Origin of the sequence: Mesorhizobium sp. M6A.T.Cr.TU.014.01.1.1 (assembly GCF_004022765.1) — a bacterium.
GTDB lineage: Bacteria > Pseudomonadota > Alphaproteobacteria > Rhizobiales > Rhizobiaceae > Mesorhizobium > Mesorhizobium mediterraneum.
Genome location: NZ_RZPG01000007.1, coordinates 1 through 13,705 on the forward strand (window position 1 = coordinate 1; position 13,705 = coordinate 13,705).

The 13,705-nt window shown below is 61.8% G+C and carries 14 protein-coding genes; 4 read left to right on the top strand and 10 right to left on the bottom strand.

What is annotated here, in order from left to right; genetic code table 11:
• The first annotated feature begins 307 nt into the window (after positions 1-307).
• The 3 genes from corA (at position 308) to EN885_RS09665 (ending at position 2,390) form a co-directional block, all read left to right on the top strand.
• Positions 308-1,282, top strand: coding sequence for a magnesium/cobalt transporter CorA (corA, locus tag EN885_RS09655; protein WP_095488832.1), 975 nt, complete (start codon positions 308-310; stop codon positions 1,280-1,282).
• A 170-nt stretch (positions 1,283-1,452) separates the two neighbouring features.
• Entirely contained in the window at positions 1,453-1,923 is a 471-nt protein-coding gene (locus tag EN885_RS09660) for a MaoC family dehydratase (protein WP_095488831.1), read from the top strand.
• Positions 1,920-2,390, top strand: coding sequence for a MaoC family dehydratase (locus tag EN885_RS09665; RefSeq protein WP_095488830.1), 471 nt, complete (start codon positions 1,920-1,922; stop codon positions 2,388-2,390). The genes EN885_RS09660 and EN885_RS09665 overlap by 4 nt, the downstream gene beginning before the upstream one ends.
• A gap of 183 nt (positions 2,391-2,573) precedes the next feature.
• On the opposite strand, the gene EN885_RS09670 is transcribed toward EN885_RS09665, so the two are convergent.
• From EN885_RS09670 to petA, 4 genes are all read right to left on the bottom strand, one after another.
• On the bottom strand, positions 2,574-3,119 hold the full coding sequence (locus EN885_RS09670) for an adenine phosphoribosyltransferase (protein ID WP_095484226.1): 546 nt from the start codon (positions 3,117-3,119) through the stop codon (positions 2,574-2,576).
• A 308-nt stretch (positions 3,120-3,427) separates the two neighbouring features.
• Entirely contained in the window at positions 3,428-4,300 is an 873-nt protein-coding gene (locus EN885_RS09675) for a cytochrome c1 (protein WP_128241929.1), read from the bottom strand.
• Positions 4,301-4,389: 89 nt separating this feature from the next.
• Positions 4,390-5,685 (bottom strand): cytochrome b/b6, encoded by a 1,296-nt coding sequence (locus tag EN885_RS09680; protein ID WP_127205493.1) that lies wholly within the window; start codon positions 5,683-5,685, stop codon positions 4,390-4,392.
• 17 nt (positions 5,686-5,702) lie between these two features.
• The gene (petA, locus tag EN885_RS09685) at positions 5,703-6,263 is read right to left on the bottom strand and encodes a ubiquinol-cytochrome c reductase iron-sulfur subunit (RefSeq protein WP_095484223.1); all 561 of its coding nucleotides are present in this window, start codon (positions 6,261-6,263) and stop codon (positions 5,703-5,705) included.
• A 302-nt stretch (positions 6,264-6,565) separates the two neighbouring features.
• Here petA and EN885_RS09690 point away from each other — a divergent pair, with 302 nt between their 5' ends.
• On the top strand, positions 6,566-6,922 hold the full coding sequence (locus EN885_RS09690; RefSeq protein ID WP_128241928.1) for a cupin domain-containing protein: 357 nt from the start codon (positions 6,566-6,568) through the stop codon (positions 6,920-6,922).
• A gap of 288 nt (positions 6,923-7,210) precedes the next feature.
• On the opposite strand, the gene EN885_RS09695 is transcribed toward EN885_RS09690, so the two are convergent.
• The 6 genes from EN885_RS09695 to EN885_RS09720 form a co-directional block, all read right to left on the bottom strand.
• Positions 7,211-8,023: a methyltransferase domain-containing protein gene (locus tag EN885_RS09695; RefSeq protein ID WP_128241927.1), complete on the bottom strand. Its 813-nt coding sequence runs from the start codon at positions 8,021-8,023 to the stop codon at positions 7,211-7,213.
• Between the two features lie 335 nt (positions 8,024-8,358).
• Complete coding sequence (locus EN885_RS34150; protein ID WP_245493042.1) at positions 8,359-8,607, bottom strand: hypothetical protein; 249 nt, start codon at positions 8,605-8,607, stop codon at positions 8,359-8,361.
• Between the two features lie 188 nt (positions 8,608-8,795).
• The gene (locus EN885_RS09705) at positions 8,796-9,278 is read right to left on the bottom strand and encodes an N-acetyltransferase (RefSeq protein WP_126107373.1); all 483 of its coding nucleotides are present in this window, start codon (positions 9,276-9,278) and stop codon (positions 8,796-8,798) included.
• A gap of 51 nt (positions 9,279-9,329) precedes the next feature.
• Entirely contained in the window at positions 9,330-11,057 is a 1,728-nt protein-coding gene (locus EN885_RS09710) for an adenylate/guanylate cyclase domain-containing protein (RefSeq protein ID WP_128241926.1), read from the bottom strand.
• A 409-nt stretch (positions 11,058-11,466) separates the two neighbouring features.
• Positions 11,467-11,781 (bottom strand): DUF6665 family protein, encoded by a 315-nt coding sequence (locus EN885_RS09715; RefSeq protein WP_126105259.1) that lies wholly within the window; start codon positions 11,779-11,781, stop codon positions 11,467-11,469.
• A 31-nt stretch (positions 11,782-11,812) separates the two neighbouring features.
• The gene (locus EN885_RS09720) at positions 11,813-13,696 is read right to left on the bottom strand and encodes an ABC transporter ATP-binding protein (protein ID WP_128241925.1); all 1,884 of its coding nucleotides are present in this window, start codon (positions 13,694-13,696) and stop codon (positions 11,813-11,815) included.
• Between the last annotated feature and the right edge of the window lie 9 nt (positions 13,697-13,705).

Sequence of the window (13,705 nt, forward strand, 5' to 3'; positions counted from 1 at the left end):
AATCGTCTCATCCGACGCCGCCAGACCGTCCGCCAGACTCAACTGACCCAAAACACGATCCGCCATCCCGAATCTCCCTGCTCCAACCTTCACCACAGAATCACCGTTCGGCTTCTGTGCAAAGGTCTCACAAGGGGAGAAGGGAGAGACCGCACGGGCCGTTTCCGCGTGGCTTGACTGCCCGCAATGCCCGGTCTAAGGGGCGTCTGCACCGGCCCGCGCTTTCGTCGAAAGCCTGTCCCGTGCAATCCGAAACGACACGCCCGCTCGAACCCATCCTTTTGGCCTCAGCAAGGGAGACCCGGCGATGATCAAGGCATTCGTCGTGGACAATGATCGCCTGCGCGTTGCCGACGATCTCTTGGCAAACAGCGACAAGGTCGTCTGGGCCGACCTTATGAACCCTACCAAGGAAGAGGAAACGGCCATCGAGACTTGGCTCGGCGTTGCCATTCCGACGCGCGAGGAGATGGAGGAGATCGAGATTTCGAGCCGCCTCTATATCGAGGACGGCGCCTATTTCATGACCGCCACGCTGCCGGCGCAGACCGAGGCCGACGATCCGCTAATGTCGCCGGTCACCTTCGTGCTGGCCGGCAATAGGCTGATCACCGTGCGCTACCACGAGCCGAAGGCCTTCAAGACCTTTCCGCTGCGCGCCGAGAAGGTGGCGACCGGCTGCACCAGCGGCGACACCATCCTGATCGGCCTGCTGGAGGCGATCGTCGACCGCCTCGCCGACATTCTGGAGCGCGCCGGCCGCGACATAGAGACGATCTCGCGCGACATCTTCGAGGCACGCTCGACCAAGGCTTCCAAGCGCAACCGCGACTTCCAGGAATTGCTGAAGGCCATCGGTCGCAAGGAGGACATCGCCTCCTCGATCCGCGACAGCCTGATCTCGCTGCAGCGGCTCGCTGGCTTCCTCACCCACGCCTCGACCCAGACCAAGATGAGTAAGGACATCCGCGCGCGCATCAAGACCTTGTCGCGCGACGTGCTGTCGCTCGCCGACCACGCCACCTTCCTGTCGCAGAAGATCAACTTCCTGCTCGACGCGACGCTCGGCATGATCTCGATCGAGCAGAACGCCATCATCAAGATCTTCTCCGTCGCCGCGGTCATCTTCTTGCCGCCGACGCTGGTCGCGTCGATCTACGGCATGAATTTCAATGTCATGCCCGAGCTGAGCTGGCATTTCGGTTATCCCTTCGCCATCGGCTTGATGATCCTGTCGGCGATCCTGCCCTTCTGGTATTTCCGCCGCCGCGGCTGGTTGTAAAGCCTTCGGACCTTCTGTTTCGTTGACTGTTCCGTGGGGCGCGCGATGGCCTGGCGCACCAGAAATTACTTGACCAAATCCCGTCCCACCTGCATCCGGGAACCCCGATCCGTGGCGATCGTGCAATCTTGAACCGGATTCCAGACCATGACCGGAAAGAATTCCAGACCATGACCGGCCAGACCGGAAAGACTTGGGCCTATGAGGATTTCGTCGAGGGCGCCTCGCTCGACCTCGGCACGAAGCTGGTGAGCGCGGCCGAGATCATCGAATTCGCGCAAGAGTTCGATGCGCAGCCGATGCATCTCGACGAGGCGGCGGGCAAGGCCAGCATCCTTGGCGGGTTGGCGGCCTCCGGCTGGCACACCTGCGCGATGTTCATGCGCATGCTGTGCGATGCCTTCCTGCTGGACTCGACCTCGCAGGGCGCCCCCGGTGTCGACCTCGTCAAATGGAAAAAGCCGGTGCTGGCCGGCGATATGTTGACCGGCAACACCACCGTCCTTGCCAAGCGCCTGTCCAGATCGAAGCCCCAGCTCGGCCTCGTCACCATGCGCAGCGAGCTTTTCAACCAGCGTGGCGAAGGCGTCTTCGAACTCGAGAACACCGTCATGTTCCTGACCCGAGGGGCCAACGCGTGAGCCTCGACGAATTCTTCTGCATCGGCGTCACCGTCACGCTCGGTTCGCATAAATTCGAATCCGAGGCGATCAAGGCGTTCGCCAGGAAATACGATCCGCAGATATTCCATCTCGACGAAGAGGCGGCGAAGAGGAGCGTGTTCGGCGGCCTGTGCGCCTCGGGCTGGCACACAGCGGCAACCTGGATGAAATTGAACCTCGAGACCGGCGTGGAGGCCAACGGCGCCCGGTGGGCCGGCACTAGGCCCGCGCCCGAATTTGGCCCCTCGCCCGGCTTCAAGAACCTCAAATGGCTGAAGCCCGTCTATGCCGGAGAAACCGTGACCTTCACCCGCACCGCGCTTGCCCATCGCCCCATCGCATCACGGCCGGGCTGGCGGTTGCTCACGCTGCGCTCGGAGGCCTTCGATTCGACCGGTGACAAGGTCATCGAGTTCGAAAGTGCCGTGCTGGTGAAGATGGGGTGAGAGCGCGCTGCTTACCTTCTCCCCTTGTGGGAGAAGGTGGATTGTCGCGAAGCGACAAGACGGATGAGGGGTGTTGGAAGAAATGAAGCGCTGGCGATCTGTCCAGCACCCCTCATCCGACCGAGCTTCGCTCGGCCACCTTCTCCCACAAGGGGAGAAGGCAGTGCGCGCCTCACAGTCCGCTCAATGCCCTTCGAACCCGATCAGCGTCCTGACTGGCACGCCGAGCGCTTCGAGCTTCTCGCGGCCGCCGAGGTCCGGCAGGTCGATGACGAAGCAGGCGGCGAGGATGTCGGCGCCGATCTGCCGCAACAGCTTGACCGCTGCCTCCGCCGTGCCGCCGGTGGCGATCAGGTCGTCGACGAGGATGACCTTCTCGCCCGGCGACACGCCATCCTTGTGCATCTCCATCTCGTCCAGCCCATATTCGAGGCTGTAAGCGACGCGCACCGTCTCGTAAGGCAGCTTGCCCTTCTTGCGGATCGGCACGAAGCCGGCCGAGAGCTGGTGCGCGATGGCGCCGCCAAGGATGAAGCCGCGCGCCTCGATGCCGGCGATCTTGTCGATCTTCTGGCCGGCGTAGGGATGCACCAGCTCATCAATGGCGCGGCGAAAGGCGCGCGCATTGCCGAGCAGCGTGGTGATGTCGCGAAACAGGATGCCCGGCCTGGGATAGTCCGGAATGGTGCGGATCGCGGCAAGCAGCGTGTCTTCGAGCGAAGGTTTCATGGGGCGGCTCTCCGAAATATTCGTCCGATTCGACTTGAAGACGTGAAAGGAACTCGGGCCGATCGTAACCCGGGGCGGCCGGCGACGGCTACCGCGATGTGGCGCCCTGGAAGAAAATTGTCCGGCAAAGGACTTAGCCGACGGTCTAGAGCGACGTGCGTCCACTTGACGCACAAAGTACGCTCTAACACTTTGAATCTACGCATCATATTTTCCGAAAATCGATTCCCGATTTTCGGGCCGATGCGGTAGGGAAATGCAAAAGGGCGCCTTTCGACGCCCTTTCGATCTCGTGGCTCTTCTGTAGCTCAGTGCGCCACGCCGGCCCACACCTTGCGCTTGGTCAGATAGACCAGCGCGCCGAACAGCAGCAGGAAGACCAGCACGCGAAAGCCGGTCTTCTTGCGGGCTTCCAGATGCGGCTCGGCTGCCCACATCAGGAAGGCCGACACGTCGCGGGAATACTGGTCGACCGTCTGCGGCGCGCCGTCGTCATAGGTCACTTGATCGTCGGAAAGCGGGTTGGGCATCTTCAGCGACACGCCGGCTATGAAATACGGATTGTAGTGCGTGCCTTCCGGTATCTCCATGCCTGCCGGCGGCTGCTCGTCATAGCCGGTCAGCAGCGAGTGGATATAGTCGGGACCGCCCTGGGCGTATTGCGTGAAGATGTCGAAGACGAAACGCGGAAAGCCGCGCTCGACGCCGCGCGCCTTGGCCAGCAGCGACATGTCGGGCGGGGCAGCCCCGCCATTGGCGGCCGCTGCTGCCTGATCGTTGGGGAACGGCGCCGGAAAATGGTCGGACGGTATGCCGGGACGATCGAACATGTCGCCGGCATCGTTGGGACCATCATTGATCGTGTACTCGGCCGCCAGCGCCTTGACCTGCGCTTCCGAATAGCCAAGATCTTCCAGCGTACGGAACGCCACCAACTTCATCGAATGGCAGGCCGCGCAGACTTCCTTGTAGACCTTCAGCCCGCGCTGCAACTGCGCCTTGTCGTAGGTGCCGAACGGCCCGGCGAAGCTCCAGTCCATCTCCTTCGGCTCGTGTATCGGGAAATGCGTCGGCTGGGCTTCGCTGTGCGCCTCCTCCTGGGCGATCGCCCCAGTGGTCGCGGCCGCAGTGCCCGCCAATACAAGGCCGAGCAGCGCCAGCGAGGTGAGAATCGTCTTCATGCCAAATCCCCTTGAGATTCTCTGCCGCGCTGTCGTCGTCTCGAGCATGATCTTTTCCGAAAACCGGTCTCCACTTTTCGGGATCATGCTCAGCCCTTGGTTTCCGCGGCTGTCGCACGAGCCGGATGTCCGCCACTTTTGTTCTTCTCGAGCACCGCCTCGGTGATCGAATTCGGCAATCGCCGCGGCGTCTCGACCAGGCCTAGCACCGGCAGCACGACCAGGAAGAAGGCGAAGTAGAACAATGTCGCCATCTGCGCCATGAAGACATAGCTGCCTTCGGCCGGTTGCGAGCCCAGCCAGCCAAGCAGGACGGCGTCGATCACGAACAGCCAGAAGAACAGCTTGTACCAGGGCCGGTAGACCGCCGAGCGCACCTTCGAGGTGTCGAGCCACGGCACCAGGAACAGCATGGCGATGGAGCCGAACATCGCGAGCACGCCGCCGAGCTTGGAGTTGATCGGCCCGATATTGAAGGTGATGGCGCGCAGGATCGCGTAGAACGGCAGGAAGTACCATTCAGGCACGATATGGGCGGGCGTCTTCAGCGGGTCGGCGACTACATAGTTGTCGGGGTGGCCGAGAAAGTTCGGCAGGTAGAAGACGAAATAGGCGAAGATGAACAGGAACACGAGCATGCCGAACGCGTCCTTGATGGTCGCGTAAGGCGTGAAGGCGACGGTGTCGGTCTTCGACTTGACCTCGATGCCGGTCGGGTTCGACTGGCCGACCACATGCAGCGCCCATATATGCAGCACGACGACGCCGGCGATCATGAACGGCAGCAGATAATGCAGTGAAAAGAAGCGGTTAAGCGTCGGGTTGTCGACAGCGAAGCCGCCGAGCAAAAGCTGCTGAATCCAGTCGCCGACCAGCGGGATGGCGCTGAAGAAGCCGGTGATGACGGTCGCGCCCCAGAAGCTCATCTGCCCCCAGGGCAGCACATAGCCCATGAAGCCCGTCGCCATCATCAGCAGGTAGATGATGCAGCCGAGGATCCATAGAAGCTCGCGCGGCGCCTTGTACGAACCGTAGTAGAGCCCGCGGAAGATGTGGATGTAGACGGCGACGAAGAAGAACGACGCGCCGTTCGAATGCATGTAGCGCAACAGCCAGCCCGAATTCACGTCGCGCATGATCTTCTCGACCGAATCGAAGGCGAGAGTGCTGTCCGCCGCATAATGCATGGCCAGCACGATGCCGGTCAGCATCTGCGCCGTCAGCATGATCGCCAGGATGCCGCCGAAGGTCCACGCATAGTTGAGGTTGCGCGGCACCGGATAGGCGACGAAGCTGTCATAGACCAGCCGCGGCAGCGGCATGCGGGCGTCGAACCAGCGTCCGATACCGGTCTTGGGCGTATAGGTCGAGTGTCCCTCGCTCATCGAAATGTCCCCTAGCCTCAGCCGATACGGATCTTGGTGTCGGAAATGAACTGGAACACCGGCACCGACATGTTCTCCGGCGCCGGCCCCCCGCGGACGCGGCCGGCGGTGTCGTATACCGAACCGTGGCACGGGCAGAACCAGCCGCCGAACTCGCCTTCCTGGCCGAGCGGAATGCAGCCGAGATGGGTGCAGACCTGGACCATCACCATCCAGGCCTCCTTGCCCGGCATGGTGCGGTTGGCGTCCGTCGCTGGCGCATCGGCCGGCAAATTGGCGTTGCGGGCGAGCGGATCCTTGAGCTGGGCCAGATTGACCGCCTCGCCGTCCTTCATCTCTTGTTCAGTGCGGTTGCGCACGACCACCGGCTTGCCGCGCCATTTCACGACAAGCGACGTTCCCGGCGTCAGCGAAGAGACGTCGACCTCGACCGAGGCCAGCGCCAGCGTCGAGGCATCCGGGCGCATCTGGTCGATGAATGGCCAGGCGACGGCACCCGCGCCGACCACTGCGGCCATGCCGGTGGCGACGTAGAGAAAATCACGACGGTTGGGATCCTGGATGTCGGTTGCGCTCACGGGTGCCTGATCCTTTCGCCTCTTCCGTGCCGGTGGCCGAGCCTTATTCCCCGCTCATTCACGCCAACCCGACAGCGCATGGCGAACAGGCTAGCGAATTCCTCCGGCATTTGGACTTCGGTTTATGCGTGAAGCCTGTTTTTGTCCAGACGGGTGAAGGCACAAGGGCAGATTGTCGCGGGGACGCAATTCGGCGTCGGACCGCATGGCAACGAAGACGGCGAAACCACAGGAAAACAACGGCAAAATCGGAGCCTGCGTTTGCCTCGACAGGAGACCCGGCCTCGGTCTATCCTCGGCCCATGGCGCATGTCATCGACCGCGACAAATGGGCCGGGGCGCCCGACCGCTGGCCCGACCATTGGCAAGGCGAGCTGCAGTGCGGCGCCTACGGCTCCAAAAGCTGCCTGATCTTCAATTATCTGCCGGAGATTGGCGGCGGCCCGCGGCTGCACACGCATCCCTATTGCGAGATTTTCATCATCCGCACCGGCACCGGGCTGTTCACCGTCGGCAACCGGCAGATCGAGGCGTCGGCTGGCCAGATCCTGATCGTGCCGCCGAACACGCCGCACAAATTCACCAATCTCGGCCCAGGCCCGCTGGAGACCACCGACATCCACGAAAACGGCAGCTTCATCACCGAATGGCTGGAGTAAGGCCATGATCACGAACCGAAGGTCCGCGTCAGCGAAAACCGGAAACCGGTTTTCGGAAAAGATCATGGTCGAACTAGTGGTGAAAATCTGACGCTTGGTACCCGAGGTGAGACAACCGCTTTGGATGGTTTTCTGCCTTCCGTGTCGCCGATCGGAACGCACAGGCAGCGCCATTTCGCGACATTCATGGCCCGTCTCAAAACTGGTCGTTCGCTGTACCGCCCGAATCGACCCTTTGCGGACGGCTCTCCGGTGTGAGAAAGGGCGCGTTCTCACCCATTTCAGACGTCAGGCACTCGAGGGCTTGGTACCGGAAGCCACCACCACGGGCCTTCGGATTACAACAGTACCGTCGAAGACATGCGCTTTCGCGGCACCGAGAATCGCGTCATGAATCCGGGCGCGCCGAGCTGGCTCTTGTGCTTCCAGCATCATGGCAACTCGCACAGCGCCGCCATAAATGAGATCGAGCAGCGCTTTCGGTCGCTCGTTCGTCCATGTCGTTTCAATGAGATCGTCACGCACTTCGGTAAAGCCGCTGGCTTCAAGCACCCGACGGCATTCGCGCGGATCACTGAATCGTAATGGCGGAGGTGCATCCGGCAGATCTGAGATCGGCGTTCCGTGGTCGGCGATCGCCGATAGTACGATATTCAGCACCTCATCGTCCTTGCCCCACTGCGTAAACACAAATCGGCCCTTGGGGCGGAGCACGCGAAAAGCTTCTGCAATGGCCGACTCGGGGCGCCTGAGGTGCATCACCCCGAATGCGCATACGACATGATCGAATGTGTCGCTCGCGTGGGGCAACGCTTCGGCGTCACCCACCTGGAAGGTGAGTCTTGGATAGTTCTCTCCCGCTTTCGCTATCATGGAGGCTGCAAAATCAACGCCCTCAACGGCAGCCCCCTCGGCTGCAAGCGATCCAGCGAGATGGCCCGGTCCGCAACACACGTCCAACACCCTCCTTCCGTCCAGCGGTCCCAAGGCTGCAATGATGGGCGCGATGACCTGGTTGGTAATCGGAGATAGGTGCTGATCGTAGCTTGCTGAGCGGGTGGACCAGCCGGCGAGTTCTGCCTCCCGAAACGACGTTGTCATCCAGATACCCTCCACGCTCCGGTGCCTGCTTTGAGCTTATCACGCTGCGTGGACTGTCTGCTAATGACACATTCCGGGTCGTTGGTGCCGCTATGCTCGATGACCGCGCCTTCCACCCAACCGCGACGTGGAGAGCTCGGTGGCCGTGTGGCAGAGCCGAATCCTTCGGCCGGCTCCGTCGCGCCAGATCCGGTCATTCGGCGGGATTCCCCATTGCCGACCTTCGCTCAACCGCAGGATTCGAACCGTTGCAGTCGATGACGGCAGAACTGGCATGAGGCAGGGTCAGCCCGATGCGGACCTTCGCGATTTTCCGCCGGAAGTTCTGACCATTGTTAATCTTGCCAAGTCTCCTGCTTGCGTTCATGAAAGCCGAGCACGCGTTTGCTATCGGTCCACCGTGCGACCTCACCTTCCATTCCATCCGGGTCCTTGAAGCTGACAAGACGGATAGCGCCGAAATCCGCAATGGTCCCATCCGAAGCGCCGGCCTTCACTAGACGTCGCCTGACTTCCTGCAAGCGCTCTTCATCGTCTACCTTCAGTGCGAGATGATCTATGTGACCTCTCTTCCCCATCTGCATCGAGCCACCCTCATACCCCGTCGGTTCTGGCATTTGGAACGGATGAAGGGCAAAGCCGCCTCCAAGGTCGACAAGCGAGTGACGAAGAGTGCCGCCACCCGGACCGGGCTCAGAAAGATCGAACGTCGTATCCGCGTCGAAGATCTCTTCGTAACATATTAGGGCAGCTATGCGCCTGCGCAAGGCAGTCAGAGCGATCGGTGCATTACCAGCGTGTCCACGAACCCCAGAACCGGATGCTCGAAACCTTGCGGAATCGTTCCGACAACGTCGAATCCAAGATGACGCCAAAGCTTGACCGCGCGTTCGTTGGTACTGACCACACAGTTGAACTGCATGGCCCGGAAGCCTCGCGCAGCCGCGTGACCCAGAGAGTGCTGGCACATCGCCGTTGCAACACCCCGGCCGACCGAGTCCGGCGCGGTTATATAACCGCAGTTGGCGACGTGGGCACCGCCGCCCCGTTGGTTCGCGTGCAGATAATAAGTTCCCATCACCAGTTCGTCCGTTCCTGCGACGAACACCTCGTGATCCGGGGAAAACCAGTATGACAGCGCGTCGGATCGGCTCCAGTCAGGCGGCAGCGCGTAGGTTTCGCCTGCCCGCAAGATGGGCTCGAGTATGCTCCAAATGGCGTCTGCGTCGGCAAGTGTGGCTGTGCGAATGGTCAGCAAGGCTAGATATCCAAATTTGCACGGTTGGGATTGTGGCCACGTCCGGCCCTACTGTGGCAGGCCGGCGTCTTCATAGCCATCGATGAAATGCTGTCGATCGGCCTCGTGCCGGAACGGTTGTGTGCTTGCCCAGTGCTGTATCGAGAAATCTCGATTCGAGGCGAGGAATTGCCTTGCTTCCTCCTTGGCCTCTTCCATATGCCCGAGCCGCGCCAGACTTGCAGCCAAGATACGTTGCGAGCCGAGCCGGTGCGTGGCCTCATGCCGGAGTGTTTCGACGGCATCGGCGTATTGACCCGCTGCGTATTGGGCGAGCCCGAGAAGCCAATAGTACCACCCCGGCGGGTGCGGATTGAGGCGAATGGCGTGGCGCAAATGTCCGATGCCCTCGATAGCCTTTCCCTCGAATGCCTTCAGTTGCCCCAGGAATGCCCAGGCATCGGCATGATTGGGGTTGACCCGAAGGGCAGTGGCCAGCTCCGCCGCGCCTTCATCCGGCTTGCCATCGTAGATCAGCACGTCGCCGAGGATTGCATGGGCCACGGCATTTTCCGGATCAAGCGATACGGCGCGCCAGGCTGCCGCCAGAGCCAGCGAATGATGGCGCTCTGGAGCATCCAGCCAATACGCCCAGGCAAAATGGTGGCTCATCGCAAGCCAAGCATGAGCATCGGCGAAGCCGGGATCGAGTTCGATGGTCCTTTCCAAGAGCGCGGGAGCCGCCCTGTTGCTTTCGGGCGACTGAACCACCAGCACGCGGCCGCGGACGAAGAGGTCATACGCTTCGAGACTTGCTGTCCTACGTGTGCTGGAGGTCACAGCGGTCGGCAACACGCCGGACAGGGCACTTACAATCGTATGGACGACCTCGTCCTGCAACAGAAAGACGTCCGCCAAATCGCGGTCGAAGCGATCAGCCCAGAGATGACTGCTGTCCGTGGCGTCGATTAGCTGGGCATTGATCCGCACCCTAGCCTTCTCCCTGCGCACACTTCCTTCAAGCACATAACGCACCGTCAGCTCCCTGGCGACTGAGCGGACATCGACTGACCTCCCCTTGTAAGCGAATGTGGAGTTGCGTGCGATCACCAACAGACCAGGCACTTTCGACAAGTCAGTGATCAGGTCTTCCGCCAGACCGTCAGCGAAGTACTCCTGCTCGGGATCGCTGCTCATGTTCGTGAACGGCAGAACGGCAATCGAAGGCTTGTCGGTGATGGCCTTGGATGTGGAAATCACAACAGGCGGCGTGCCGGAAACGCGGTAGATGCGAACTGGCAGGGCAATGTTTTTCACGGTCTGGGCCCCGAGATCCTCGAAACCAACCTCGATCTTGTTTCGGACGTGGTCGTAGATCGTTCCGGAGATGAGGATGCCGCCTGGCTCGGCGGTGGTTTCCAGTCGCGCAGCGATGTTGACGCCATCGCCATAAAGGTCACTGCCCTCGACCATCACATCACCTAAATTGACGCCAATGCGCAGCACGATACGGAGCTTCTCCGGCAGAGCGGCATTGGCGGCAGCCATCGCATGCTGCACGTCTATGGCGCATTGCAAAGCATTGACGGCGCTGGCGAACTCCACCATCACGCCGTCGCCAGTCACCTTAAAGACCCGGCCATGGTGCCTGGCGACCAACGGCTGCAGCACTTGCTTGCGTCGGGACTTGAGCGCGGCCAGCGTGCCGGCCTCATCCGTTTCCATGAGGCGGCTGTAGCCAACGACATCGGCCGCCATTACGGCGGCGAGTCGACGCTGGATGCGTTCGTCGGTCATGTGCGGCGATTGCTCTCATCTGAAAGCAGTCCGGGAGTGTACCGACGCTTCGTGAACGAGTCTATCAGTCCAACCCCGGAGCCTACCTCGTAGGAAAGTTCAGGAACGGATCATGAGCACTGGTCGCGGCCAATGTCTGCTTTCTGCCAAGAGCACCGGCTCAAGAAGGTCAGCAAGGGGTCAGAGCGGCTGGTTCAGCCGAACGTCCGCTATCCGGCACCAAGTGAGTTCGGGAAGGTCCGAGAAGGGTCATCAGACTGGTTGCGCTTAACGTCCGGTTCCGGGAAGGAAAATCGGCCTCGGAGAGTCTCGAAAGGGTCACGACGTTCCCTTGAACTCCCATCAGGGATGGTCCGCAAAAGGGTCGAAATCGGTATTTCGTCTTCGGTCAGATTTTCAACACTATTGTCTATTTCGCGCCGAGCCTGGCCAGCACGGCTTTGGGAATGTTGTATTCCCGGATCACCGCGTCGTGCCTGCGCAAGCCGCACAATTCGCGCTGGATGAAATAGCCGTGGACGGCCTCCGCCGCGTCCTTGAGCAGCCGGGCACGTTGTTTGCCGTCATCGCCATGCTCACGCAGCTTCGTCAGAGTTTCATCCACGCGCCGGCCGGCGCGGCCGAGCGCCGCCGCCTTTTCGCCGAGGATTTCATTGCCGAGCAGGTCGAGCGCGCTCTCCTGCGCTCCCGACCGTCCGAAATTCGATGGCATTCGCACCGACATGGTCCACTCCGGTTCTTGCTGAAATCTGGCCCTACTCCGCCGGCCGCGTCTCCTCCAGCACGCTCTCCTCGTTGAACAGGAAGCCGCCGGACTGCCGCTTCCACAGCCGCGCATAGAGCCCGTCGAGCGCGACCAGCTCGTCATGCGTGCCTTGTTCGACGATGCGGCCACCGTCGAGCACCACCAGGCGATCGAGGGCCGCGATGGTCGACAGCCGGTGCGCGATGGCGATGACCGTCTTGTTCTCCATCAGCCTCGCCAGATTCTCCTGGATGGCCGCCTCGATGTCGGAATCGAGCGCCGACGTCGCCTCGTCGAGTATCAGGATCGGCGCGTCCTTGAGGAAGACGCGCGCGATCGCCACGCGCTGGCGCTGGCCGCCCGACAATTTCACGCCGCGCTCGCCGACGAAGGCCTCGTAGCCCTGGCGATCGCGATTGTCGCGCAAGTCGAGGATGAACTCGTGCGCCTCGGCCTTCTTGGCGGCCGCGATCACCTCGGCGTCGGTTGCGTCCGGCATGCCGAGCTTGATGTTGTCGCGAAGCGAGCGATGGAACAGTGCGGTATCCTGGCTGACGACGCCGATGTTGGCGCGCAGCGAGTTCTGCGTCACCTTTGAAACGTCCTGGCCGTCGATCGTGATCTTGCCGGCCTCGAGGTCGTAGAGGCGCAGGATCAGATTGGCCAGCGTCGTCTTGCCGGCGCCGGACGGCCCGACCAACCCGACCTTCTCGCCCGGCCGCACCACGAGGTCGATGCCGTTGAGCACGCCGAACCCCTTGCCGTAGTGGAACTCGACCTTCTTCACGTCGATCCGGCCGCCGCCTACCACAAGCTCCCTGGCGTCGGGTGCGTCGGTCAGGCCGAGCGGCTGCGAGATCAGCGCCTTGGAGTTTTCCAGAACGCCGAGATTGCGCAGGATGCTGTTGAGCTGCATCATCAGCCGGCCGAGCAGCATGTTGAGCCGCAGCACCAGCGACAGCGTGAAGGCGACGGCGCCGACGGTGATCGAGCCTTCGACCCAGAGATAGGCGGCAAAACAGGCGATCGCCGTGATCATGATCCCCGAAAGTGTCGTCAGCGCCATGCGCACGCCGGTCAGCCGGCGGGTGAACGGGCGCAGCGCGTCGAGATAGATATCGAAACCGCTCCTGATGTAGCGGTCGTCGCCGTCGGCAGAGAACAGCTTCAGCGTCTGCACGTTCGAATAAGAATCGACGATGCGGCCGTTGATCATCGAACCGGCCTCGGCGGTTGCCTCGGCATGCTTGCGGATCGCCGGCAGATAGCGCTTGGCCAGCCAGCCGAAGGCGGTGATCCAGATCACCACCAGCACTGCCAGCCTGAGATCGAGGCCGGCGACCAGCACCAGCGTCGTCACCGTATAGACGACCATGAACCAGACGACCTCGATGAAGCTTTGCATCAGATCGCCGGTCGCCTGCCCCGCCTGCCAGACTTTTGTCGCGATACGCCCGGCGAAATCGTTCTGGAAGAAGGCGTAGGACTGGCGCGAGACATGGCGGTGAGCCTGCCAGCGCACCAGATTGTAGAAGCCGGGCGTGATCGTCTGCTCGTCGACCAACGCCGCCAGGCCGACGACGATGGTACGGATGACCAGCACCACGGCGGCCATGAAGACAAGTTCGGGACCGGCGGCAGTCCACAGCGCGTCCCAACTACGCTCGCCGGGGAGCTGGTCGAGAATGTCGACCAGCCGCCCGACGAAGTAGAACAGTCCGGCCTCGACCAGCGGCGCGATGCCGCCGATGACAAGCATGGCGAAGAAGGCGAATTTCGCCTGGCCGACATAGTGCCAGAGGAACCCCCTGACGCTGACCGGTGGCCGAAGGACCGCGGGCTCCCTGAATGGATAGACCCAGTTCTCGAACCAGCGATAGACGGCAGTCATCATTCGGCGGCT